A 22,884-nucleotide genomic window follows, 5' to 3' on the forward strand; every position below is an offset into this window, starting at 1 on the left:
GTCACAAGCCAATCCGTCCAAAAGGTTAAAAAACAACCTCTCGGCCGGCTTGTCTTGTGCTATGCCTGAGGATGAGCAAGGCGCTTGCGCTTTTCTTATTTACTTATCTCTTAACATGATAATTTCTTCTTCAGCTTTCGCAATTTTAACAAGATGTGAATCCAATCGCCGGTTAATATAATGAATTTCTTCGGTATTATCTTGTTTTTTCTCCATTTTTTCTAAAACCGTACCTTGTAAATCTTCAATGCGCTGCAATGAATCTTTTATATCTGATAGATCAATTTGGTTTACCGCTACCCGATGTTCGATGCTGTCTACCTTTTCAAGTCTTGAAAGCCTTTGCTCAATGTTTTCCAATGTTTTATTAAATGCGTGAATTAATGTTTTTATATCGTTCATGTTTTCCGTTAATTTCTCAAGCTTTTGTTCCATCGCCAAAAACTCCTTTTATTTAAGTACCCCCATTTTATCATCAATTTTACCAGTAATATATTACAGAAACAGCAACAAATATTAATTCAACAGAAAAGGTATCCATGAATTTTCCACGGATACCTTTTCATTTTATCTAGTGTGTGTTTTCATCAAATTTATAGCCAACACCCCAAATGGTGTGAATAAATGGCTGTTCATCCGTTCCAATTTTCTTTCTTAAACGTTTCACATGAACATCCACGGTGCGTTCATCGCCATAATATTGATAGCCCCAGACTTTATCCAATAATTGTTCGCGTGAAAAAACCTGGCGGGGATTTTGGATGAAGAAAAATAATAGATCAAATTCTTTCGGTGTTAAACTTGTAATTTTTTCACCATTTAAAAAGGCTTCCCTTGTTTCTTTGCTTATTATGAAATGCTCCGTCTCCAAATACTGGCTTTCATGGATGTGGACATCTTGTTTGAACCTTCTGGAAACTGCTTTTATTCTTGCCATTAAGGTAAGCGGACTGAAGGGCTTGGTCACATAATCATCTGCTCCCATTTCAAGTCCCAAAACTTGATCAGATTCTGTGTCCTTTGCCGTTAAAAGGATAATCGGTACATTGCTTACCTCTCTAATTTTCTTACAAAGACTGACCCCGTCCATCCCTGGAAGCATCCAATCAAGAATGAGTAAATCCCAATCGCCTGAGCGAAAACGGTCATACCCTTCAAGCCCATTATGGACAAATTCCCCATGGTATCCTTCCTTCATAAAAAACATCTCAATCATACTACATACACTTTCGTTATCTTCTACGACTAAAATCTTCAAGCAACTCACCTGCCTTCTTAAAAAATCCCTTATCTTCAATTTACCGAAAAATTCATTTGAAGGCTATAGCAAAGCTAAAACTATACTATAATATAAAGGGGTGATAAGATGAAATTTTTATTTATAATTGTAGGAATTGTTTTAGTTATCGGCATTGCATTTTTTATCCGAAAGCTGATTATTATAAACCACATGAAATCCGGTACTGATAATAATGAAAATACACCATTTCCGACTATCGATGTAACCATGGCGGAAATCCGCCATGCTGTGAGAAAATTCTCCGACCAATTGCCCAAAGGAGTATATCGAACCATTCTTGTTCGCGATGACCATAGTATCGATTATAAACATATTGCCCCGATTTTAGGAGGAATGCCCGAAAAAAATTTTTATATGTCGAAGGAAACCTATGATTTATTTGAAGAATGTGAAAAACATATTCCTCCTGTCATGGATATGGTTCAAAAAGCTGTCGACCTGTATGTGAAGGATCATAAAGAATATCCAATGCTAAAGTATGATGCAGACCGGCGGGTGAATTATTATCAATTACTCGAGCACCACTATCTTAAGGAGATTCCGGAAATACCCTTTTATATAACGAAACTGGATGGCTTAATTACACATGCCAAGCCTAAAACAGACAGCTCCTCTTCTTAAAAGGGGAGTTTTTATTGGTCTGTTCAGTCTTGAAAATTGCAATTTACGGCTTTATTGAGATAATAGCTTTATAAGAATATTTAAGGTTAAGATGAAGGAGTTATAAAATGTTCTCACGCAAGAAAAAATCACAGCGTTTAGCAACCATTTCACTACTCATAATGGCTATTGGTTTTGCTCTGACCATACCATTTCAATCTTCCATATGGGGCGCCCTCCTCCAAGGAGGTTTCGAGGCGGGATTAGTAGGGGGTCTTGCCGACTGGTTTGCTGTCACAGCCCTTTTTCGGCACCCATTAGGGGTTCCAATCCCCCATACTGCCTTACTGCCTAAAAACAGGAAAAGAATTACCGTGGGAATTATCTCGATGCTGGAAAATGACTGGCTTACAAAGGAAAGTATTCGTAAAAAGGTTGCGGTCATCCCATTCATGGAAAAACTCATAAGCATCGCTGAAAGAGAACTGGAAACAGATTCAGCTCGTAAAAATATGATCAATGGAATTCACTATTTTATTCATAAGGTGAATATAGAAAAAATAGCCCCATTTGTAGAAAAAGAAGTCAAATTACTGATAAACCGTCTGGATATGAAAGTGTATCTCCCAGTCATCATCGATGAATTAACGAAACGCAATTATGATGAAAAAGCCCTTGATTATATTTTAAATGAAATTGATACATGGGCGGAAAAAGATACGACAAGAGACCGGCTTGGGAGAATGGCCGTTGATGCAATTGAAAATATCAAAGCAGATGGTTTTATGCAATTTGCTTTAAAATCATTTAGTAATTTAGTGAATGAGGAAAAACTGGGCAATATTATTCAAAATCTTATTCATAAGGGCGTGGAAAGTTTTCGGGATCCACATAATCAAAACCGGGCCACACTTTTGATAGCTCTCAACGATAAGCTGCAAAACATGAAAAGTGATGAAAATTTAATAACTGAACTGAATAATCTAAGAGAAAAACTCGTAACGAAATGGGAACCGGAAGAAAAGATTATTACGGTTTTGCAACAATTTAAAGAAAAAGCAATCACATTTATCCAAGACCCAGGCTTTTTCGAGACACATCTTTTCCCGTTTTTAACCAATTTAATAAATGAATTAAAAGCAAATGATGAAAAACTCGAACTGGCTGAAAGCTGGATTAAGAAACAAATTTCGATTTTTGTTGACAATAACCATCCAAAAATTGGAAAATTAGTCAAAGAAAACCTTGAAAAATTAGATGATAAAACCCTCATTCGCATGATTGAAACAAATGTCGGAAATGACCTGCAATGGATTCGTGTAAATGGAGCGGTTTGCGGATTTTTAATTGGTCTGATATTAGTAAGTTTAAGAATGTTGTTCTAATTTGTAAAGCTGCCTTGAAAATTTTCAGGGTAGCTTTTTTTATGGAATTTCTCCTATAAAAAATCAGTTTTGTCCATGAAAAAAGTCAGTTCTTTTTCAGATTTTTAAGTCATATTTACTACTGTAGTCATATTTTTTTAGTGAAAAAAGGAGGATGAAGTATGGGGATTAAGTTTATCAAAATCTCTGTCGTGTATTTTGTCATTGGGGTCCTAATTGGTATGTATATGTCCATGACGGAAAAATTCACCTTCACACCTGTTCACGTCCACATCATTCTATTAGGCTGGATGTCAATGGCACTCGCCGGACTTATTTATGTTGCCTTTCCGGCGGCAGCAGAAACGACATTGGCAAAGGTTCATTTTTGGCTTCATAATATAAGCCTTCCGATTATGATGATTGGCCTTGCCTTCCTGGTATCAGGTACAACAGCAGCCAGCCCAGCAGTAGCAACCGGAGGCACGTTAATGGTCTTAGGGGTTATCGTCTTCGCCATCAATATTTTAAAAAATGTAAGAAGGTAAACTTGAACTAATTTTATTTATTTAAAAAAGAAAGGGTTGCGGAATCCATTTTTTGCCGCAGCCCTTTTGATACTTTATTTTTCTACCGTAAATTTTTGATTTGGCATCGTGTGCATATCTCTTGCGGTAACATGGGCAGTAACATAATATTGCCCCTCGTCCTTGAAGGTTTTTGTAATCGAGTAAATCCCTTTCCCTTCATTTTTAGCCTTAAGCATCTCATGTTTGTCCTGTCCGGACTTCCAAATTTCAAATTTTACTTCGTCTGCATCTGATACTTTTTCCTTCCCTTGTGTTACAATCGCTTCTATTTTTGCATTTTGATTTGCCGGAATGGTTTCCGGAACAAATTTAATGGCTACCTTTACCTCTTGGGGTGTACCGCTGCTGTTACTGGTATTCAACCCGCTTTGATCCGAACAACCCGCAAGCAGCCCTATCAATACCACGAATCCTATGAAAAATTTCTTCATGATAATCTCCCTTTTAAACATTTTGCCTAACTTCCTAAAATCTTATCACTAAATCGGCAGTAAACAAAACGATAAATCCCAACACGTAAAGAGGGTGTCCCAAAAATATAACTTTTAGGGGCACCCTCTACCTTTTAGGATAGTTCAACAATAATAAATAGGCATTTTTCCAATTAATTCAAGCTGTTTCTATAAACATAAGGATCATTTGGCTTTGGAATGATTTTGTAGCTAGTTACTTTCAAAACAGGAATTTTCATTTTCATTGGTTGATAAAAAACGGTATCCATGGTCCCTGTTACCTGGTACCACTGGTCATTTGGAATGTGTATGTTATTTGGAAATTGAATCATCATTCCAAAAGCTCCAGAGTCTGCTACACAGTGAATGATCCCAAATCGCAGTAAGAAAAGTTGATTAGGCTGTAAACCAGGGCCATTGTACGAAAATCCTTTCAAGGTAATCGTTTTTCCCGCAAAAGTCCCTGGAAAATTATAAATGACTTCTAAGCCTACTAAAAAGTCTTTATCTGATAAAGTAATATTATTTTTTCCGACATAGGATTTAGACTCCTTGTGAACTAAATCTTGAAAGTCGCCTTGATTCATGAATTTACTCATATCAGGATTTAGAACTTGATGGGTACCGTACTTGTCATTTCCGTCCTCTAATGTTGGGAATGAAAATCCCTTTGCATCCACTAACTGAGAGTCAAGAGTCGCAACGGGCAAAACAACACCTGATATTGCAGGTATTAATACAAAAGTGTATCCCAAGATTTTTTTAAATTTTTTCTTAGTGAACTTTTTCTCCTTGCCCTCTCCATGTTCATGATGGTGTTGATGGTCATGATGACAATCACAATTATGTTGATGGTCCGTCTCATCCTTCTTACTGGCAATATACCAGCGAATTCCTTCCACAATAGTCAAGAAAAATAAAACGTAGATCATACTATAAGAGAGGAAAGAATATTTTTGGTTTATATATTTTGAGATGTTTCCTGTTGAATGCAACATAAAAAATAAGTTTGTGAAAAGCAATAAAATTACAACCCGATACATTACCCCACATCCTTTACAAAAGAAGTGAACCGACAAATACCAATCCCGAAATTAAAGAAATGAGAAGAATCACAAATTTCGGTTTGAAGGAACCAAACATCATCAGCAGGTTCTTAATATCTACCATGGCCCCAAATACTAAAAAGGCGACGATTGAACTTTGAGCAAAACTGTTCCGGAAAGACGAAGCTACGAATGCATCCGCTTCTGAACAAATGGATAATATGAACGCCAAAGCCATCATAATCAATGAAGCGGTAATTTTTGTATTTCCCAAAGTAACAAGAATCTTTGTTGGAATATATACTTGCATTGCAGAGGCAATTAATGCACCCATGACCAGAAATTTTCCCACACTTAAAAATTCATCGATTGTATGGGTGATGACACTAATTAGTTTTTGTTTCGTATTTTGCTGCGAATGATCATGTGCATGTTCGATATAATTCAATTTTAACGGTGTTTCCTTATAGAAAAAAGAAAGAATGATCCCGACTAAAATAGAAACTCCGATGGCCAAACCTGCCCTGTACCAAACCATCATCCAACTATCACCGAATGCGATAAATGTAGCGACAAGAACGATCGGATTAATAATTGGGGCGGAAAGCATAAATGCAATCGCGGAATACGGTGCCAACCCCTTTTTTATTAAGCGCGCTGTAATCGGAACAATCCCGCATTCACAGCCTGGGAATAAGGCTCCAATGAAACTGGCAGTTATAACAGATAAGAATCTATTTTTAGGCATAATTCGAATAATGGTATTTTCCGAAACGAAAACTTCAATCAGTGCAGAAACTAAAGCCCCAATAATAATAAAAGGAATCGCTTCAATCACAATACTGATAAAAATCGTATTTAATTGCAATAGTCTATCCATGAAAACCTCCAAACTTCTACCTAGACTCATGGAAACTACTATACTCTCATTACTAAATATCGTCCAACGAAAAAAACTGGAATTACAAAAAGATACAGCCAACTAAGAGTTGGCTGTATCTTTTATGGCTAGTATGGGACAAGATTATCTTTTCTTAATTTGGCTTTTTCGACATCCGATTTACTGAAATCATAGTTATAAATTGCGCCTTCCCAGTCGCCATACATTGGGTTCGGAAAAACAATCAGTTTCTTACCAAATTCATAACGATGTTTGTCCACCGCTTGGAGTCTTTCGGAAACAGATAAATCATCGAATCCGCTGAAATCTCCCAAGTTATCGCCAAATAATAGGACAATATTATGTGTTTTCGCGACTTGCTGACGGCGGATTTCTTTGCCTTTTTCTCCAGGCTGTTTTAACAAGACATGTGCAGCATCTGCTTGCGGTGCACCAACACTTTTTAAATTTTTAATCGTTGCATCCTTTTGTACTTCAGTTCGGTTCGATATGTAGTATATTTCTACACCCTTTGCATTTGCATACTTTAAGAAATCAATGGCCCCCGGAAGCGGTTTCGCCTGTGCACTATTAATCCACTCATTCCAATTTAATGGATAGGCTTTTCCTGAAACCACATTCCACGCCTGATATGGACTATTGTCCAAAATCGTTTCGTCAATATCAAGGACTACAGCTGGTTTTAAAGCTTTTTTCTTTGGCTTTTTCTTTAAAATCTCATTCAGCCTCATTTTCCCGACATTGTATCCTTGATAATATAATGCTTTTGCTTCGCCCGCTTTTTGAAACCAAAGAACAGACATCGTATTCTGGTCTTGCAGTGCAGCAGTAGGATCCGCTACATTTTGCGCATTGGCATTTGTACTAAAAAACGATATGGATAAGACTGCCGTTGCAACGAATGCTGTAAATTTTTTCATCCCTTTTCCCTCCTTCATTCAGTCGAAATTAGTATGTGACAAATCCATGGATGGATTCATTCCTTTTTTAAGTAAGGCTCTTTTTCGTAAACTTTGTTGCTTTTGGACCTTATTAAGGGGCATTCACTAAGTTTCTAGGCAATTTTCGCAAATGTCTTACGAAAAGATGCCACGAAGCATTTAGTTATACGGGTTGATGAACTTATACGAAAAACAACAACCTATGCGAAAATAGCCTTAAGTAAAAAAAATGGAGCCCGATTGCCGGGCTCCATTTTCGTAATATGATTTAACTTGCTTGATTTTTTGTTTTTGACGGAGAAGAATTTCTTTTATGAAAACCTTTTAAATAGTAATATCCAACGAGGCCTAAAATAAAGATTGGTCCAACGATTACGGCAATTCTTTGATCAGGATTAATCGCCATAATCACCACAACAAAAACAAGAAATGCAAGTGAAAGATAAGAAGATAGCGGATATAACGGCAGTTTATATTTCAACTGCTTCTCCTCTTCTGGCTTCATATCTTTACGATGACGAAGCTGGGATAAAAGTATAATAGCCCATGTCCAAATCGCCGAGAAAGTAGCAATACTTGTTACCCATGTAAATGCTTTCGCAGGTACCACATAGTTTAAAACTACACCAACCAATAATACGGCTGCAGAGGCAATAATTGCAAGACCTGGAACTCCTGTCTTTGTTACTTTTCCGAATCTCTTAGGCGCTTCTCCATGCTTTGCAAGGTCAAATAACATCCTTGCTGTGCTGAAAATCCCACTATTACAAGAAGAAAGAGCGGCAGTAAGAACAACAAAGTTAATAATTCCTGCTGCACCTTTAATTCCAATTTGTTCAAAGGTTAATACAAATGGGCTTCCCTTTGTTCCAATTTCCTGCCAAGGATAAATGGACATGATAACAAAAAGTGCACCAACATAGAAAATTAGAATACGCCAGAAAACAGAATCGATTGCTCTTGCAATAGTCTTTTCAGGGTTCTTAACCTCTCCTGCTGTAACCCCAATCATTTCAATTCCTAAGTAAGCAAACATGACCATTTGCAGGGACATTAAAATTCCTTTAAATCCGTGTGGGAAAAATCCGCCATGATTCCATAAATTATGGATACCAGTCGCAATTCCTCCATTTCCAAGTCCAAAGAAGATCATTCCTAGACCAACAACAATCATTAAACAAATAGTTACAATTTTAATTAGAGCAAACCAGAATTCAAGTTCACCATAGGCTTTTACAGCAAGGAAGTTGACAGTGGCCATGATCACCAATGCCGCCAATGCCCAAAGCCATCCAGGTGTACTTGGAAACCAATATTGCATATAAACGCCGACTGCAGTAATTTCTGCCATACAGGTTACAACCCATAAGAACCAATAATTCCACCCGGTTATATAGCCTGCAAGCGGTCCTAAATAATCACGTGCATATTTACTAAATGATCCCGCTACAGGTTTTTGAATGGCCATTTCCCCTAGGGCACGCATGATAAAAAACATGATCAAACCACTAAATCCATAGCCAAGAATAATTCCCGGGCCTGCCATTTTAATAGCTGTTGCTGAACCGAGGAATAAACCAACCCCGATTGCGGCCCCTAGAGACATTAAATTAATATGTCTTTCTTCCAAACCACGATGAAGTTCTTTTTCTTGAGGGTTTTTACTCATAAATTCATCTCCTCTTATATCATAACTTCTATTTTTAATGATAATGCTAATAGATTAGATCTGTTACTCTTTTACGCTTTTTAACTTTATCAATATAGTAATAATATTATTCATTTGCAAATAGTGAACAGAAAACAAATGTTTTAGGATGAATAGACCCACCTCCAGATTCCACTGGTGTTACCGCTTTCATTTTTCATTATACTAATTTTTTCTATTTTTGAAAATACCTAAAATTATTTTAACATTTTTACTTTTTATTTCTTTTGTGCAAAAACTAGAATTTTTCACTGTCTTTTTGTATATTTAAACAAAATACACTTATTATTTTGTTTCTACTTTTTTGGGGGGAGACACTTGAATTCTTCACTTAATGACCCTTTTAAAGCTGACTTTGATAGTTTAGATGAGTTTGCCGATCTCATTAGTCAAGTCCTGCAATGCCCTATTACGATTGAAGATGCGAACCACCGGCTGCTTGCCTATAGTACACATGATGAAAGAACGGATCCGGCAAGAATTTCTACCATTATCGGCAGAAGAGTTCCTGAAAAGGTGATCAATCAATTATGGAAAGAAGGAACCATCCCCGCCCTGTTAAAAACAGATAAGCCCATTCGCGTAAAAAGTATGGACGACATCGGCCTAAGTGATAGAGTAGCTATTTCTATCTGGAAGCAAGAAGAGGTGCTAGGGTTTATTTGGGCCATTGAAATTGATAAAACATTAACAGAGCAAGATTTTATCCTGCTGAAAAAAGCTGCTGTAGCTGTAAAAAATAAATTACTGCAATTACAGACACGAAAAAACAGAAGGGGTGAACATTTTCAAGAATTCTTTTGGAAGCTGTTAACGGGTCATTTAACCGTTAATGAGGAAATCCTTCAGAATTTCGGGACATTAAAAATTACTCCTTCCCCTTCTTATGCTATCCTTGTTTTTCAATTTCAGCAAAACATTACCCGGAAAGAGGAGCAATCCATTTCTTACCTGTTAAAAACAAGCCAGCGTCTAACCATTATGCTTTATACAATTGATTGCAACCAGCTGATATTACTTGTATCCGCTCCAAAAAACGATCAACAAGGAGGAGATATTGGCCATTTTGCTCATTCATTTGTGTCGAAAATGAATGAACGATATGGAGTTAAGAATATTACTCCCGTTTTTAGCAGTATTTATGATGATTATGGAAAAATTGGGAAAGCTTATCAAGAAACACTAAAGATTTTAACGATTAAGGAAAAGTTCCCATTTGAAACCAAAAATATCTTTCATTATCAACAGCTAGGCATCTATCAATTTTTTGATTTGCTTTTAGATAAAAGAAAAACCGAGGAATATGAAAACCGTTCATTAAAATTACTTCATGAATATGACCAAAAACATAACAGTAATTTAGTGGAAACCCTTGAGATTTTTCTTAATCAAGACACTAATATCCCAGATGCTGCTAAGGAATTAAACGTTCACGCTAATACCTTAAATTATCGCTTGAAACGGATTTCTGAAATTGGGGAAGTTAACTTTAAAGATCCCAATCAAAAAATGCTGTTATTCCTGGATTTAAAATTGGAAAAATATCATCGTTTGTGAAAATCACCAAAAAGGAGAAAAATATTTCTCCTTTTTCCACAAAGAAAAACAGCGGCAAACATTCTATACTAAAACCAGAGCAATGAATAACCTAAGTTACTAAGGGGGATTTATAGAATGTTTATTGGAGTACCTAAGGAAATTAAAAACAATGAAAATCGAGTTGCACTTACACCAGCTGGAGTGGTTTCATTTTTAAATGCAGGACACAGTGTTTTAGTTGAAAAGGACGCTGGAATTGGAAGCGGTTTCTCCAATGAGGATTATGTAAAAGCCGGCGCGCAAATTATTGAAAGCGCTGATCAAGTTTGGGGAAAAGCCGAAATGATCATGAAAGTTAAAGAGCCGCTGGCAAGTGAATATAAATACTTCCGTCAAGGCTTGATTCTTTTCACTTATTTACACTTAGCTGCTGAGCCGCCATTAGCAAAAGCGCTTAAAGATAGCGGCGTAATTGCGATCGCATATGAAACAGTCGAAGTTAACAGAACTCTTCCTCTTCTTACACCAATGAGTGAAGTTGCGGGACGTATGGCTGCACAAATCGGTGCTCAATTCCTGCAAAAATTCTACGGCGGTCAAGGTATCCTTCTTGCAGGAGTGCCAGGAGTTAATCGCGGTAAAGTTACCATCATTGGCGGCGGAGTTGTCGGAATTAACGCAGCCAAAATGGCTGTCGGTTTAGGTGCAGATGTAACCATCATTGACTTAAGTGCAGATCGCCTGCGTCAATTGGACGATATTTTTGGAAACCAAGTGAAAACATTAATGTCCAATCCATTTAATATTGCTGAAGCGGTCTCTGAAGCTGATCTTCTAATCGGTGCAGTATTAATCCCAGGTGCGAAGGCTCCTAAGCTTGTTACCGAAGAAATGGTTAAAACAATGAAACCTGGTTCAGTCATTGTTGATGTTGCCATTGACCAAGGTGGTATTGTAGAAACAAGCGACCATGTAACAACACATGATAATCCTACTTTCGTTAAACATGGTGTAGTTCATTATTCAGTTGCAAACATGCCTGGTGCAGTTCCTAGAACTTCAACCATCGCACTTACGAATGTTACGGTTCCATATGCCGTGCAAATTGCTAACAAAGGCGTTATCAAAGCTATTGCCGAAAATTATGCCTTAAAACTTGGCGTAAACGTTGCAAACGGTGAAATTACGTACGAAGCCGTTGCAAAAGATCTTGGCTATGACTATGTTACGGTTGAAGATGCATTAAAAAAAGAATTAGCTGCTCTTTAATAAAACTATAAATTTCATTAAATCCTCACAGGAATTTCTTGTGGGGATTTTTCTTTGTATGTTCAAGATTTATAGAATGAACCTAACAGTAAATGAGAACGATAATAGCAATTAAGAACTTAGGAAGTGATTAGATGCAAAGGATTTTGGTATCCATTTTCATTCTCTTAGCTTTTATATTTTCTCTCAATGGAAACAATACGTTCGCAAAACACCCCGGCCAATTATCCTCCAATCATGATCAGCCGATTCGCGGAATCTATGTAAAAGCTGAAAATACAAGCGGCACACAGTTTCAAAAATTATTTTCATTTGTAAACCAAACCGAATTAAACGCAATGGTCATCGATATTAAAGATGATTATGGAAATTTGACCTTTCTGCCCCCTAAAAATTCACCGTATTATGCTGTCAGCCGGCCTTATATTAAAAACCCAACAGCATTATTAAATACACTAAAAGAAAACTGTATCTATCCAATTGCCAGAATTGTCGTATTTAAAGATTCTGTATTGGCAAATAAAGCACCAAATCTTTCTTATAAAACAACAAAAGGCCTTTGGAAAAACTCTGGGGGTGATTCCTTCACAAACCCATTTCTCAAAGAGGTCTGGGACTATAATATTGGAATGGCCATCGAAGCTGCAAAGATTGGTTTTAAAGAAATTCAATTTGACTATGTGCGTTTTCCAGAGAAATTTGAGACCTTTGAACAACAGCTTATTTATGAAAAGGGAACATTTCCTTCCAAAGATGGACAAAATCGAATCGCCGCGGTAACTAGTTTTGTTAAAAATGCACGGGAGAGGTTAAAACCCTATAATGTTAAAGTTTCCGTAGATGTTTTTGGCAATGCAACCGTTATACCGGAGGCACAAGGTATTGGTCAAAATTTCTCAAAAATTGCTGACAACGTCGATGTCGTTTCCGCGATGATTTATCCCAGCCATTGGACAGGAATTTTTGGAATCCAAAAACCTGACCTTCATCCCTATCAGCTTGTAAGCGAGTACGCAAGAGTTGAAAAGGAGCGGTTGCAAAAATTACCAGCCCCTCCTGTTTCAAGACCCTGGCTGCAGGATTTTACCGCAACATGGCTTGGAAAAGGAAATTACAAGGTGTATGGCAAAAAAGAAATTGAAGATCAAATTCGAGGGCTGCATTCTCAGGGGATTAACGAATTTTTGCTTTGGAATGCCGGCAATCATTACACACAAAACGTGGATTACACACCGTACTAATAGAATATAGAATCATTAGCAACATAAAAAACCAAGGCATTGATATACGATACCTTGGTTTTGCTAATTTTACTATTACTAAATATACTTTCGATGAACCCCTTTTCCGTCATAAGTAAATAACATTTTTCTTTCTTCAACAGTCGTTTCCATATGAACGGGTCTGCCCCATAGCTGGTGGATATACGGCAATACTTTTTCAAGGTATTTTACATCCAGCTCCACACCCTCATACCAATGCCTCAAATAAAGTTCCCCATTTTTCAAATAGTCGCCATCATTTACGGTAATGTATGGGAACCCGCCATTAACCCTCATGTTGACAAGCTGGTCGCGAACTTGTTCCCACTGTTTGTCGACAATTTTATAATCCCTTCCTTGTTTCTGGAAAAGATACATATCCTCACGCATAACCAGATCCTTATTCAAGTAATTACGCAAGAAGGATATATCCGATTCCACCTCACGGACTTCAAACATTTTTTCCCGTCCGGAATCTGGCTGGACACCACGGAGTTTCATTTCCTCGGTTGGATTATTATAGCGTTCCTCAATATCCTCAAAAATCTTGATGCCAAGATAGTATGGGTTAATGCCTGTTTTTGACGGTTGTACGACGCCGGCATTTAATTTGGCAAATTCAATCGCTTCGTCACTCGTTAAGTCCATTTCTCTTAAAATCCGCTGGTGCCAATAAGATGCCCAGCCTTCGTTCATAATTTTCGTTTCCAGCTGCGGCCAGAAATATAACATCTCTTCGCGCATCATCGTTAAAATATCGCGCTGCCAATCCTCCAATTCCCTGCTGTATGTTTCAATAAATAACAGCAGGTCTTTTTCAGGTTTTGGCGGAAATTTCTTTTTAACATGTTTCTTTTCTTCTTTTTTCTCTTTTTCATCTAAAGCCCATAAATCATCATATGGTGAATTGCTTCGATGTTCCCCGCTCTCTTCCTCTTCTGCATCATCCATTGACCATGCCAATTTCGGTCTCATTAACGATGGATCTATATGTTCGTCAATCGCTAACACAGCATCTAAAAACGTCTCTACTTCTCTTTTCCCATATTGGATTTCATATTTCCGAATTCTTTCGGCGGTTGCGGCCATACTTTCCACCATATCGCGCTTCGTATTTTGAAAACGAACATTATTCTTAAAGAAATCACAATGGGCGAGTACGTGTGCAACGATCAGTTTATTTTGAATTAATGTGTTGGAGTCCAATAAGAAGGCATAACATGGGTTTGAATTAATGACAAGCTCATATATTTTACTTAATCCTAAATCATAGTGAAGCTTCATCTTGTGAAATTGTTTGCCAAAGCTCCAATGTGAAAATCGGGTTGGCATTCCATAGGCACCAAATGTATAAATAATTTCCGCTGGACAAATTTCGTAACGCATCGGATAAAAATCAAGGCCAAAACCACTTGCAATTTCAGTAATCTCGCTAATGGCATATTCCAGTGCATTGCGATTTTCCCCGTTCATGAGCCATTCCCCCTTTTCCTCTTACCACAATGTATGAAGAAAAGGCGGGAATGATGAAACATGATAGAAAAAACATAGACAGCAGGCTATTTATTCGTTTATTTTTTTTGCTTCGAATGCAAGCATTAAGCCAACATTTTTATTTCGTTCCCATTCCTTTTTAAATACGGATAATGGCGGATTAGTATCCCCCACAAGATAGCTGATTTCAATTGTTAGTGCAGGACGATGGTATGTGGTAATAAACCAATCGGTAAAACCACCACCCACGGCCTCATTATCCGGTTTACCTAATTTATATCCCGTTATTTTTGATATTTTTTTGGCAATTTTAAGGTCCCTCATGGAGTTTTTACCATTTTTATATTTCCAAAAAATTTCCCGTCCTGCGGTGTGATAGGCAATCGCAGCACTTGGCTGAATCTGATGAATAAAACGGGTTAAAGCAATTACTTCATTTGCTTCTAATGAAGCCTTTCCTTTATAAAATTTATAAAAAGGGATCCGCGGTTCCTCATTTAGCAAATCCCAGTCAGCTGGGTATTGGCGATTCAAATCAATACCAATTCCATTTGCTTTCCACCTTTTAAAAATACGTAACCCCTCATTCATTTCTACTAATTGCTCTAGTTGTTTGGGGGGTATTCCCGTGAAGTCATTTTGTTGAATCATGACACCATCAGGATTCAACATTGGAATAAACCAAATCGAAACTTCATTTAAAATTTCAGTGTTCTTTTTTTCTTTATTATATGCTTCAGCATAGGTTTCGAGCATTTTCATCAGCAGCGTACTCGTCAACCATTCCCGCCCATGATGGCTGCCAATGAGGGCAATATTTTTCTTACCCTTTCCAAGCTTAACTGCCCAAATATTTTTTCCAAAATAGGTTGTTCCAATCGATTGAATCCCAACCACTTGATTATACTTTCTCTGAATTTTTGAAAGGTCTTGTTTCAATATTGCGTACGAATAAGGCTTTTCAACCTCCACTAGGCATTCCCCAAAAGTATTTTCAGGGTAAAATGTAAATAAAACCATTAAGCATAGGATGAACCTGAGCATAGTGTCCCCCCTTACCACTTTGTAAATGAATTTATACAGGTAAAAGTTATAAATCGCGTTAAATAAGGGTGTCCAACATTTTCTGCGAAAGTTTACGCCGAAAAATCATAAAATAAACTCAACTCCTAACAAGGAGGAGAAAAGTAAATGAATAAAGTGGATTATGACCGAGCATTGTATTATACACACCGGTCCGAATGGGATAATTTATTAATTTTGATGGTACGAACTAAAGACCAATTTTTATCAAAGAAAATAGAACAATTCCTGCATGCCTACCATTTTGAACATGATTACTCTGTGTTAGAAAAAAAATTATATGCCTTACTTCGGTACATCGACCATGCAAACGAAGTAACGGATTCTGATCCAAATGAGATTCCGATGTATAGTCTTTCCTGAAAAAGCAAGTGAATACAAAATTGTGTGAGAAAATATTTACAACCGGACTAAAGAATTCCACCACCAAAAAAAAACGGCCCTCTATAAGGGTCGTTTTTAAATTATTTCTTAATTACTCTATTTCGGAAGGATCACCTTCAGGACTCATGTTTGATGAACATTGTCACTTTATCTCGATACCAAATTTATTTTTTCATCGACAAGCCCCATAAAATCTTTTTCAATGGTTGCAAGCTTGCGTTTACTCTCTTCGAGGCTTGGGCTATTTACGCCAAAATAGAACTTCACTTTTGGTTCCGTTCCGGACGGTCTTAGACAAACCCATGAGCCATCCTCAAACGTATATTTTAAAACATTGGATTTTGGCAGTTCAATTCTTTCCTCACCACTATTAGTTAACCGAATTCCAGTTAAATAATCCTCTGAAGTGGACGTATTCAAAGATCCAAGTACATTTAATGGAACTGAACGGAAGGATGCCAAAATTCGCTGAATCATTTCTGCTCCGTCTTTCCCTTTTAATGTTAAAGAGCGCAGGCCTTCTTGATAATAACCGTACTTTTCAAATACCCGCATCATCCCTTCATAAAGGGTTAATCCTTGTTTTTTATAATATGCACAAACCTCTGTTGCCAAAAGGGCTGCTTGAACAGCATCTTTATCACGGGCAAAATCGCCAATCAAATACCCATAGCTTTCTTCATACCCAAATAAAAAGGTATGCTCACCCGTTTTTTCATACTCATTGATTTTTTCCGCAATAAATTTGAATCCCGTTAACACATCAACGGTTTCTAATTGATAGGATTCAGCAATCTTTCTGCCAATTTCAGAGGTAACAATCGTTTTTAACACCACTCCGTTTTGCGGAACTGTGCCTTTTTCCTTTTTCTGCGAAAGCAAATAATCCAATAGCAATGCACCCGTCTGGTTTCCTGTAAGGACTATATATTCTCCCTCATAATTTTGGACAGCAATTCCTAAGCGATCCGCATCCGGGTCGGTTGCAATTAAAATGTCCGCACCAATCCTTTTACCTTCTCGAATGGCTAATTCAAACGCTGCATGTTCCTCAGGATTCGGGCTTTTTACCGTTGAAAATTCAGAATCCGGTTGTTCTTGCTCTTTTACTACCGTTACATTTTTATAGCCAAAAGCAGAAAGTGCATTCCGAACAGGTTTATTGGCAGTACCATGTAATGGTGTAAAAACAATTTTAATATCGGTCTCATTTGCGAGAGTTGGATTTTCCGAAATGGTTTTCAATTTTTCTAAATAAGCGTTATCAATTTCCGCCCCAATAATTTTGATTAAACCCGCATTCCGAAGGCCCTCTTCCGAATCCACCTCAATTAAAAGCTCATTTTCAATTTCATTTACTCTGGCAATCACTTGATCAGCGCTTTCAGGTGGTAGCTGACCGCCATCATGTCCGTACACCTTGTAGCCGTTATATTCCGGTGGGTTATGGCTTGCCGTTACTACGATTCCGGAAAAGGCATTTAAATACCTTAAGGCAAAGGATAGTTCAGGTGTTGGTCTTAATTCATCAAATACATACGTTTGAATCCCTTTAGTCGCTAATGTTTTGGCAGCTTCCATGGCGAACTCGGGAGATTTATGCCGGGAATCATAAGCAATGACGACTCCTCGTTTTTTTGCTTCAATACCATTTTCTTCTATGTATGCAGCTAATCCAGCAGAAGCTTTTCTCACCGTATAAAGGTTCATCCGGTTTGTACCAACACCAATTTCCCCTCTCATTCCGCCGGTACCAAACTCTAAATTTTTATAAAAAGCTTCCTCCAGCTGTTTCTCATCATTTTTCAGTTCGAATAATTGACTTTTTAACTCTTCATCTAATCCATCAAAGTTGATCCATCTTGTTGCATTTTCTTTCCAGTCCATTTTATCTCCTCCTGATTCTTTCTACTTTATATTCTTTCGAAGTTTGAGACCGTTACTCCTTTTAAAATCGCCGGATTTATTACGACATTTTTCGCACCATGAACTATTTTTTACCATTACTATTTTAAAATTACTTTGTTTTAAGCACAAGGATTATAAAAATAAAGCACCCGGAATCCAGGTGCTTAAATGATTAATTCATTTGCTGCTTTTGTATAGATACTAAATATACTGTTTTTCATACTTTTTGCTTCCACAAATTGATCATATTCAAATGGGAAGAATAGGCCAAATTCTTGTAAATTTGTAACATTCTTATTAAAAAGTGATGAATAATGATCATCAAGCGTGGGAGATTCAAGGATGGAAATAATCGTCTGGATGCTGGCCATGACTTGGAATGCATCTTTTAAAGTGCTAAAATCTTCAAGCTGTTCACTTGAGGTGTGCAAAACCTTTAGCTTTTCAAATGTACGAATTTCATCATCCGAAAAATAGAGTGGAAAAACAGTTGAATAAATATACCTCACAAGTCCACAAATTTCTTCCTCTTGACTTGGTGTTGAGGCAAAAACAATTTTCACTTGTAACCCACCTTTGCTATTGCTATTTTCTAATGTATATTTAACATTAGAATAACATAATTTCTTGGGTTAAAACGGTGGTAATTAAAACCATGCATAACCTGTTTTTTAAGGAGAATAAAATGTTAAAAACAAACAAAAAAGGTAATTGGTTCGAATTAACAATTCCGGAAATTTGGGATGGAATATCGATTGAAGAGCTCTTTCAAAAGAAATGGAATTCTCCCAAAAAACTAACCCATCAATTTCGCATGGAACAGAAGGTTTTAGTTAATGGTCAAAAGTTTCCTTGGAATAAACCATTAGAAACCGGCTATAAATTACAAGTAAAATTATTTGAAGAGGAAGAAATCAACATTCCTCCCCATTATATGGAGATTTCCATTTTATATGAGGACGATCATGTTCTTATGTTAAATAAACCGCCGTATTTGAACACTCATCCAAATGACCTCTTAAAGGATACCAATACGCTTGTAAATGCTGCTTCCTTTTATTTGCAGTCTAAAGGGGAAATGCGAAATATTCGGCAAATTCATCGACTTGATAAAGATACTTCTGGTGCGGTTCTTTTTGCCAAGCATCCATTGGCCGGAGCTATATTGGATCGAATGTTAGAAAGTAGGGAAATTAAAAGAACCTATATTGCCATTGTCCACGGGTTGTTTAGACAAAAGAAAGGAACTATTAATGAACCAATCGGACGCGACCGCCACCATGCAACCAGAAGGAGGGTATCACCCACCGGACAAAAAGCGATAACCCATTATCAAGTGATCAAGGAAGTTCCTAAGCAACAGCTTTCGTTTATCAAATGCTGGCTAGATACAGGTAGAACGCATCAAATTCGTGTCCATTTCAGTCATCTCGGTCATCCACTGGTTGGGGATATATTATATGGAGGTAAACCGCTCGTTAAGCGTCAAGCCCTTCATGCCGCGAAACTTGAATTTATTCACCCTTTTACAGAAGAAAAAATTATTTGTCATGCCCCCTTTACAGATAAACCAGCTATTTTTAAGGATATAGACCTTAACCATATTTAAATAAGAAAAGCGCAAGCGCCTTGTTCAGCCTCAGGCACAGCATAAGACAAGCCGGCGAGAAGGTTGCACTTTAACCTTCTTGACGGATTGGCTTATGACCTAGAGGGGCAGGACGCTTGCGCTGGACAATTCTCAAAGACGAAAATTTTATACTTTCTTTACTTTAAACAAAAAGCCTCCGAAATTGGAGGCTCTTTGTTTTAACGGTCTGTTTTTCGGAATGCCCTCATAATTAGACTTAGCAGGAAGACTAAAACAACTGCACCGATAATCGCCGGGATAATGGCAAAGTTTGCAACAGTAGGACCCCAATTCCCAAGAATTAATGATCCAAGCCACGCCCCGACAAATCCAGCAATTATATTACCAATAACCCCTCCTGGAATGTTTCTTCCAGCAACAAGTCCTGCTATCCAACCAATAATACCACCTACAATTAATGACCAAATGAAGCTCACTGCGAACACTCCTTTTTAGTATTCATTATTTCATTTGATACAAGCATTCAATCCATGTACTGAATTGCCTGTATGTATAAAGTACCCAAATTCTATACTTCTAATCAAAAAATGAAGAACCGAATTTAAAATCCGGTTCTTATTTTCAAGAGTCAACAATATATGGTTTAAGGTAAATCAATTAACATAAATCTTGCATTTCTTGACGCTTTAATTTGTAATTCTTGTTTTTCGGTTATACGAGCAGAATCACGTTTTTCCAATTTGTATTGCTGATTAAGGGTTACTTTCCCTTCAATCATAAAGAAAAAGATTCGGCGCCCTGCTTCCTGATAAAAGGTAAGCTCTTTTTCCGCCTCCAAATCGGATAAATAGATAGTAAGATCTTGATGGATATAAGCAACATTTTCACCATTAATTTTTGAAACCACCGGTAAAAGAGCATTTTCCATTTTTGCAGGGTCAAACTCGGTTCTTTCATATGAAGGAGTAAGCCCGTATTCCTCCGGCATGAACCATAATTGTAAAAAGTTCACAGCCTCATTAGCAGAAGGATTTACCTCCGAATGAATTACTCCTGTTCCTGCAGACATTCTTTGAATACCGCCATATGTGGTGACTGCGCTTTTCCCTGTACTGTCCTCGTGCTTTAATTGTCCTTTTAAAACGATTGAGACAATTTCCATTTCACGGTGTGGATGGGCCCCAAACCCTCTTAACGGCTGAACGATATCATCATTTAGCACGCGCATTGGACCAAATTGCATATTCGCCGGGTCATAATATTCAGCAAAAGAAAAACTAAAGTTACTTTTAAGCCAGCCATGATCTGCGATGTATCTCTCTTCTGCCTTGTAAATATCAAACATTCTATACACTCCTTATTAAACTGAATATATGATTTTTTTATTATTTCCATATAAGTTTACAAAAATCTCAAAACTAATTATCTTTAATTCAAGATAATTATAATCCTGTCGGGATCATTCGTCAACACTTTCCCTTCTCTCTTAAATCGTACATAAAAATCTTGTCTTTGGAAAAAGTATTAGGTATCTATCGAGTTTTACCAACACGGATAATTTATCAGAAAATTCAAATGTTAAGTTTTTGTAAAGTTGTGTTGAAATTAATTCATTTTTCGACATTTTTCATATAAAATATTGGACGGCACTTCAAACTTTGGACTTTATTTATGGGGGTAAATAAACGATGGCATTCAAAAAAAATGATAAGTTTTCGGTTTTGTTAAATAATATTTCTGCTAACTCAAAAGAAAGCGTTAATTTCTTTACAGAATATAAATTGAAAACGATTAGTGATTTAAAGATTTTTTCCGAAAAAATGAAAGAATATGAATCAAAGGGCGATACATTCGTTCACGAAATCATTAAGGAATTAAACGACGCCTTTATTACTCCAATTGAGCGGGAAGACATTCTCCACCTTGCCATGAGCATGGATGATGTTCTGGACGGACTGGAAGGTTGTGCGGCATTATTCGAAATGTACTCTATTACACAAGCGGATGACTTTATGCTTAAATTTGTTGAAGCCATTCAAGGAAGTGTCCACGAAATTGATAAAGCAGTTGGACTGCTTTCCAATAAAAAACTTCCTCAAATAAGAGAACATGCCATTAAAATTAAAGATTTCGAATCGAAATGTGATAATATTTTACGTCAATCGATTAAAAATTTATTTGCAGTTGAAAAAGATCCAATTCGTATCATTCAATACAAAGAAATTTATGAAACACTTGAGGATATTGCCGACAGCTGTCAGGAAGTTGCCAATACACTTGAAACTATCATAATGAAAAATGCGTAAGGAGCATTAATATGAGTTTAATTTTTATCTTGACTATGTTAATTGTTATTGGCGCCTTGGCATTTGACTTCATAAATGGATTCCACGATACAGCAAATGCGATTGCAACATCTGTATCGACGAAAGCATTAAAACCAAGGCATGCCATTCTTTTAGCAGCCGTAATGAATTTTATTGGAGCAATGACATTTACCGGAGTGGCAAAGTCCATTTCAAAAGATATCGTCGATCCATTCACCCTTCATAATGGGTCCGTTGTTATTCTGGCTGCCATTCTCTCAGCAATTACCTGGAATTTAATCACATGGTATTTCGGAATCCCAAGTAGTTCCTCCCATGCCATTATTGGTTCGATTGCAGGAGCAGCCATTGCAGCAGAGGGATTTGCTTCATTAAACTATTCCGGATTTTTAAAAATACTTGAGGCACTGATTTTTTCTCCAATTTTAGCTTTCATTGTCGGTTATATTGTTTACAGCATTTTTAAAGTCGTATTTAAAAATTTCAATTTAACAAAAACCAATCGAGGCTTTCGTTATATTCAAATTGGGACAGCTGCCTTACAATCCTATTCCCACGGAACAAATGATGCACAAAAATCGATGGGGATTATCACCATGGCTCTTATCGCCAATAATTATCTTCCGCATAACGCGGAAGTCCCCCTATGGGTTCAAGTTTCCTGTGCGATAGCAATGGGACTTGGGACATCCATTGGCGGTTGGAAAATTATTAAAACGGTTGGCGGAAAAATTATGAAAATCCGTCCGATTAACGGGGTTGCTGCTGACTTAACCGGTGCTGCCATTATCTTTGGTGCTACCTATATTCATTTGCCTGTAAGTACAACACATGTTATTTCATCGGGAATTTTGGGTGTTGGTTCTGCGCACCGTATTAAAGGAGTTAAATGGGGTACGGCGCAGCGTATGCTCATTACTTGGGTCATTACATTGCCAATCTCAGCTATGTTAGCAGCCGTTTTGTTTTTCCTTCTAAATCTTATATTTTAATGATTCCGGGCCAGAGATTTAATACATCTCTGGTCTTTTTTGGACCTTATCTTTTATTGATATTTTTATTCGCAATCGTTTTAGGGTTAATCTTAATAGCACTTTCCGGAAAGCTTCAATGCATAACAGAAGA

The 22,884-nt window shown here is 37.1% G+C and carries 23 protein-coding genes; 10 read left to right on the forward strand and 13 right to left on the reverse strand.

Annotation, left to right across the window (positions count from 1 at the left end; translation table 11 throughout):
* Nucleotides 1-99 precede the first annotated feature (99 nt).
* Nucleotides 100-435 (reverse strand): hypothetical protein, encoded by a 336-nt coding sequence (locus tag BIV60_RS18005; RefSeq protein ID WP_071357090.1) that lies wholly within the window; start codon nucleotides 433-435, stop codon nucleotides 100-102.
* Nucleotides 436-571: 136 nt separating this feature from the next.
* Nucleotides 572-1,258: a response regulator transcription factor gene (locus tag BIV60_RS18010; protein WP_071357091.1), complete on the reverse strand. Its 687-nt coding sequence runs from the start codon at nucleotides 1,256-1,258 to the stop codon at nucleotides 572-574.
* A gap of 108 nt (nucleotides 1,259-1,366) precedes the next feature.
* Here BIV60_RS18010 and BIV60_RS18015 point away from each other — a divergent pair, with 108 nt between their 5' ends.
* From BIV60_RS18015 to BIV60_RS18025, 3 genes are all read left to right on the forward strand, one after another.
* Entirely contained in the window at nucleotides 1,367-1,921 is a 555-nt protein-coding gene (locus BIV60_RS18015) for a DUF3939 domain-containing protein (RefSeq protein ID WP_083402315.1), read from the forward strand.
* A gap of 107 nt (nucleotides 1,922-2,028) precedes the next feature.
* Nucleotides 2,029-3,285, forward strand: a complete 1,257-nt coding sequence (locus tag BIV60_RS18020; RefSeq protein ID WP_071357092.1) for a DUF445 domain-containing protein — start codon at nucleotides 2,029-2,031, stop codon at nucleotides 3,283-3,285.
* Between the two features lie 161 nt (nucleotides 3,286-3,446).
* Complete coding sequence (locus BIV60_RS18025; protein WP_071357093.1) at nucleotides 3,447-3,812, forward strand: cytochrome-c oxidase; 366 nt, start codon at nucleotides 3,447-3,449, stop codon at nucleotides 3,810-3,812.
* A gap of 74 nt (nucleotides 3,813-3,886) precedes the next feature.
* Here BIV60_RS18025 and BIV60_RS18030 read toward each other — a convergent pair whose 3' ends face one another.
* From BIV60_RS18030 to BIV60_RS18050, 5 genes are all read right to left on the reverse strand, one after another.
* Nucleotides 3,887-4,285 (reverse strand): FixH family protein, encoded by a 399-nt coding sequence (locus BIV60_RS18030; protein ID WP_177177336.1) that lies wholly within the window; start codon nucleotides 4,283-4,285, stop codon nucleotides 3,887-3,889.
* A 173-nt stretch (nucleotides 4,286-4,458) separates the two neighbouring features.
* Nucleotides 4,459-5,349, reverse strand: coding sequence for a TIGR03943 family putative permease subunit (locus BIV60_RS18035; protein WP_071357095.1), 891 nt, complete (start codon nucleotides 5,347-5,349; stop codon nucleotides 4,459-4,461).
* A 13-nt stretch (nucleotides 5,350-5,362) separates the two neighbouring features.
* Nucleotides 5,363-6,232, reverse strand: a complete 870-nt coding sequence (locus BIV60_RS18040) for a permease (protein ID WP_141770491.1) — start codon at nucleotides 6,230-6,232, stop codon at nucleotides 5,363-5,365.
* A gap of 128 nt (nucleotides 6,233-6,360) precedes the next feature.
* Nucleotides 6,361-7,191, reverse strand: a complete 831-nt coding sequence (locus tag BIV60_RS18045; RefSeq protein WP_071357097.1) for a 5'-nucleotidase, lipoprotein e(P4) family — start codon at nucleotides 7,189-7,191, stop codon at nucleotides 6,361-6,363.
* 271 nt (nucleotides 7,192-7,462) lie between these two features.
* Nucleotides 7,463-8,863 (reverse strand): amino acid permease, encoded by a 1,401-nt coding sequence (locus BIV60_RS18050; RefSeq protein ID WP_071357098.1) that lies wholly within the window; start codon nucleotides 8,861-8,863, stop codon nucleotides 7,463-7,465.
* 357 nt (nucleotides 8,864-9,220) lie between these two features.
* On the opposite strand from BIV60_RS18050, the gene BIV60_RS18055 reads away from it, so the two are divergent.
* The 3 genes from BIV60_RS18055 (at nucleotide 9,221) to BIV60_RS18065 (ending at nucleotide 12,951) form a co-directional block, all read left to right on the forward strand.
* The gene (locus BIV60_RS18055) at nucleotides 9,221-10,459 is read left to right on the forward strand and encodes a PucR family transcriptional regulator (RefSeq protein WP_071357099.1); all 1,239 of its coding nucleotides are present in this window, start codon (nucleotides 9,221-9,223) and stop codon (nucleotides 10,457-10,459) included.
* A 117-nt stretch (nucleotides 10,460-10,576) separates the two neighbouring features.
* Nucleotides 10,577-11,710 carry an alanine dehydrogenase gene (gene ald, locus BIV60_RS18060; RefSeq protein ID WP_071357100.1) on the forward strand — a complete coding sequence of 378 codons (1,134 nt, stop codon included), beginning with the start codon at nucleotides 10,577-10,579 and terminating at the stop codon, nucleotides 11,708-11,710.
* Nucleotides 11,711-11,844: 134 nt separating this feature from the next.
* The gene (locus BIV60_RS18065) at nucleotides 11,845-12,951 is read left to right on the forward strand and encodes a putative glycoside hydrolase (protein WP_071357101.1); all 1,107 of its coding nucleotides are present in this window, start codon (nucleotides 11,845-11,847) and stop codon (nucleotides 12,949-12,951) included.
* Nucleotides 12,952-13,029: 78 nt separating this feature from the next.
* On the opposite strand, the gene BIV60_RS18070 is transcribed toward BIV60_RS18065, so the two are convergent.
* The gene (locus BIV60_RS18070) at nucleotides 13,030-14,445 is read right to left on the reverse strand and encodes a SpoVR family protein (protein ID WP_071357102.1); all 1,416 of its coding nucleotides are present in this window, start codon (nucleotides 14,443-14,445) and stop codon (nucleotides 13,030-13,032) included.
* 90 nt (nucleotides 14,446-14,535) lie between these two features.
* Entirely contained in the window at nucleotides 14,536-15,438 is a 903-nt protein-coding gene (locus tag BIV60_RS18075) for a M14 family zinc carboxypeptidase (RefSeq protein WP_256218460.1), read from the reverse strand.
* Nucleotides 15,439-15,657: 219 nt separating this feature from the next.
* On the opposite strand from BIV60_RS18075, the gene BIV60_RS18080 reads away from it, so the two are divergent.
* Nucleotides 15,658-15,912, forward strand: a complete 255-nt coding sequence (locus BIV60_RS18080; RefSeq protein ID WP_071357104.1) for a YhdB family protein — start codon at nucleotides 15,658-15,660, stop codon at nucleotides 15,910-15,912.
* A gap of 168 nt (nucleotides 15,913-16,080) precedes the next feature.
* Here the strand turns inward: BIV60_RS18080 and BIV60_RS18085 are convergent, their stop codons facing one another.
* Nucleotides 16,081-17,820: a phospho-sugar mutase gene (locus BIV60_RS18085; RefSeq protein ID WP_071357105.1), complete on the reverse strand. Its 1,740-nt coding sequence runs from the start codon at nucleotides 17,818-17,820 to the stop codon at nucleotides 16,081-16,083.
* A gap of 185 nt (nucleotides 17,821-18,005) precedes the next feature.
* The gene (locus tag BIV60_RS18090; protein WP_071357106.1) at nucleotides 18,006-18,404 is read right to left on the reverse strand and encodes a YhcU family protein; all 399 of its coding nucleotides are present in this window, start codon (nucleotides 18,402-18,404) and stop codon (nucleotides 18,006-18,008) included.
* 122 nt (nucleotides 18,405-18,526) lie between these two features.
* Between BIV60_RS18090 and BIV60_RS18095 the strand changes: the two genes are divergently transcribed.
* Complete coding sequence (locus tag BIV60_RS18095; protein WP_071357107.1) at nucleotides 18,527-19,450, forward strand: RluA family pseudouridine synthase; 924 nt, start codon at nucleotides 18,527-18,529, stop codon at nucleotides 19,448-19,450.
* 200 nt (nucleotides 19,451-19,650) lie between these two features.
* Here BIV60_RS18095 and BIV60_RS18100 read toward each other — a convergent pair whose 3' ends face one another.
* Both BIV60_RS18100 and BIV60_RS18105 read right to left on the reverse strand, forming a co-directional pair.
* Nucleotides 19,651-19,908 carry a GlsB/YeaQ/YmgE family stress response membrane protein gene (locus tag BIV60_RS18100; protein WP_071357108.1) on the reverse strand — a complete coding sequence of 86 codons (258 nt, stop codon included), beginning with the start codon at nucleotides 19,906-19,908 and terminating at the stop codon, nucleotides 19,651-19,653.
* A 167-nt stretch (nucleotides 19,909-20,075) separates the two neighbouring features.
* Entirely contained in the window at nucleotides 20,076-20,777 is a 702-nt protein-coding gene (locus tag BIV60_RS18105; protein WP_071357109.1) for a pirin family protein, read from the reverse strand.
* Between the two features lie 343 nt (nucleotides 20,778-21,120).
* Here BIV60_RS18105 and BIV60_RS18110 point away from each other — a divergent pair, with 343 nt between their 5' ends.
* Complete coding sequence (locus BIV60_RS18110) at nucleotides 21,121-21,738, forward strand: DUF47 domain-containing protein (protein ID WP_071357110.1); 618 nt, start codon at nucleotides 21,121-21,123, stop codon at nucleotides 21,736-21,738.
* A gap of 11 nt (nucleotides 21,739-21,749) precedes the next feature.
* Nucleotides 21,750-22,751, forward strand: a complete 1,002-nt coding sequence (locus BIV60_RS18115; protein WP_071357111.1) for an inorganic phosphate transporter — start codon at nucleotides 21,750-21,752, stop codon at nucleotides 22,749-22,751.
* Nucleotides 22,752-22,884: the final 133 nt, after the last annotated feature.

This window comes from Bacillus sp. MUM 116, assembly GCF_001866655.1.
In the GTDB taxonomy this organism is placed as follows: domain Bacteria; phylum Bacillota; class Bacilli; order Bacillales; family Cytobacillaceae; genus Neobacillus.

Coding starts and splice junctions, on each gene's coding strand:
- BIV60_RS18005 (WP_071357090.1), bottom strand. CDS start 435: ATGGAACAAAAGCTTGAGAAATTAACGGAAAACATGAACGATATAAAA.
- BIV60_RS18015 (WP_083402315.1), top strand. CDS start 1,367: ATGAAATTTTTATTTATAATTGTAGGAATTGTTTTAGTTATCGGCATT.
- BIV60_RS18020 (WP_071357092.1), top strand. CDS start 2,029: ATGTTCTCACGCAAGAAAAAATCACAGCGTTTAGCAACCATTTCACTA.
- BIV60_RS18025 (WP_071357093.1), top strand. CDS start 3,447: ATGGGGATTAAGTTTATCAAAATCTCTGTCGTGTATTTTGTCATTGGG.
- BIV60_RS18030 (WP_177177336.1), bottom strand. CDS start 4,285: ATGAAGAAATTTTTCATAGGATTCGTGGTATTGATAGGGCTGCTTGCG.
- BIV60_RS18035 (WP_071357095.1), bottom strand. CDS start 5,349: ATGTATCGGGTTGTAATTTTATTGCTTTTCACAAACTTATTTTTTATG.
- BIV60_RS18040 (WP_141770491.1), bottom strand. CDS start 6,232: ATGGATAGACTATTGCAATTAAATACGATTTTTATCAGTATTGTGATT.
- BIV60_RS18045 (WP_071357097.1), bottom strand. CDS start 7,191: ATGAAGGAGGGAAAAGGGATGAAAAAATTTACAGCATTCGTTGCAACG.
- BIV60_RS18050 (WP_071357098.1), bottom strand. CDS start 8,863: ATGAGTAAAAACCCTCAAGAAAAAGAACTTCATCGTGGTTTGGAAGAA.
- ald (WP_071357100.1), top strand. CDS start 10,577: ATGTTTATTGGAGTACCTAAGGAAATTAAAAACAATGAAAATCGAGTT.
- BIV60_RS18065 (WP_071357101.1), top strand. CDS start 11,845: ATGCAAAGGATTTTGGTATCCATTTTCATTCTCTTAGCTTTTATATTT.
- BIV60_RS18070 (WP_071357102.1), bottom strand. CDS start 14,445: ATGAACGGGGAAAATCGCAATGCACTGGAATATGCCATTAGCGAGATT.
- BIV60_RS18080 (WP_071357104.1), top strand. CDS start 15,658: ATGAATAAAGTGGATTATGACCGAGCATTGTATTATACACACCGGTCC.
- BIV60_RS18085 (WP_071357105.1), bottom strand. CDS start 17,820: ATGGACTGGAAAGAAAATGCAACAAGATGGATCAACTTTGATGGATTA.
- BIV60_RS18095 (WP_071357107.1), top strand. CDS start 18,527: ATGTTAAAAACAAACAAAAAAGGTAATTGGTTCGAATTAACAATTCCG.
- BIV60_RS18105 (WP_071357109.1), bottom strand. CDS start 20,777: ATGTTTGATATTTACAAGGCAGAAGAGAGATACATCGCAGATCATGGC.
- BIV60_RS18110 (WP_071357110.1), top strand. CDS start 21,121: ATGGCATTCAAAAAAAATGATAAGTTTTCGGTTTTGTTAAATAATATT.
- BIV60_RS18115 (WP_071357111.1), top strand. CDS start 21,750: ATGAGTTTAATTTTTATCTTGACTATGTTAATTGTTATTGGCGCCTTG.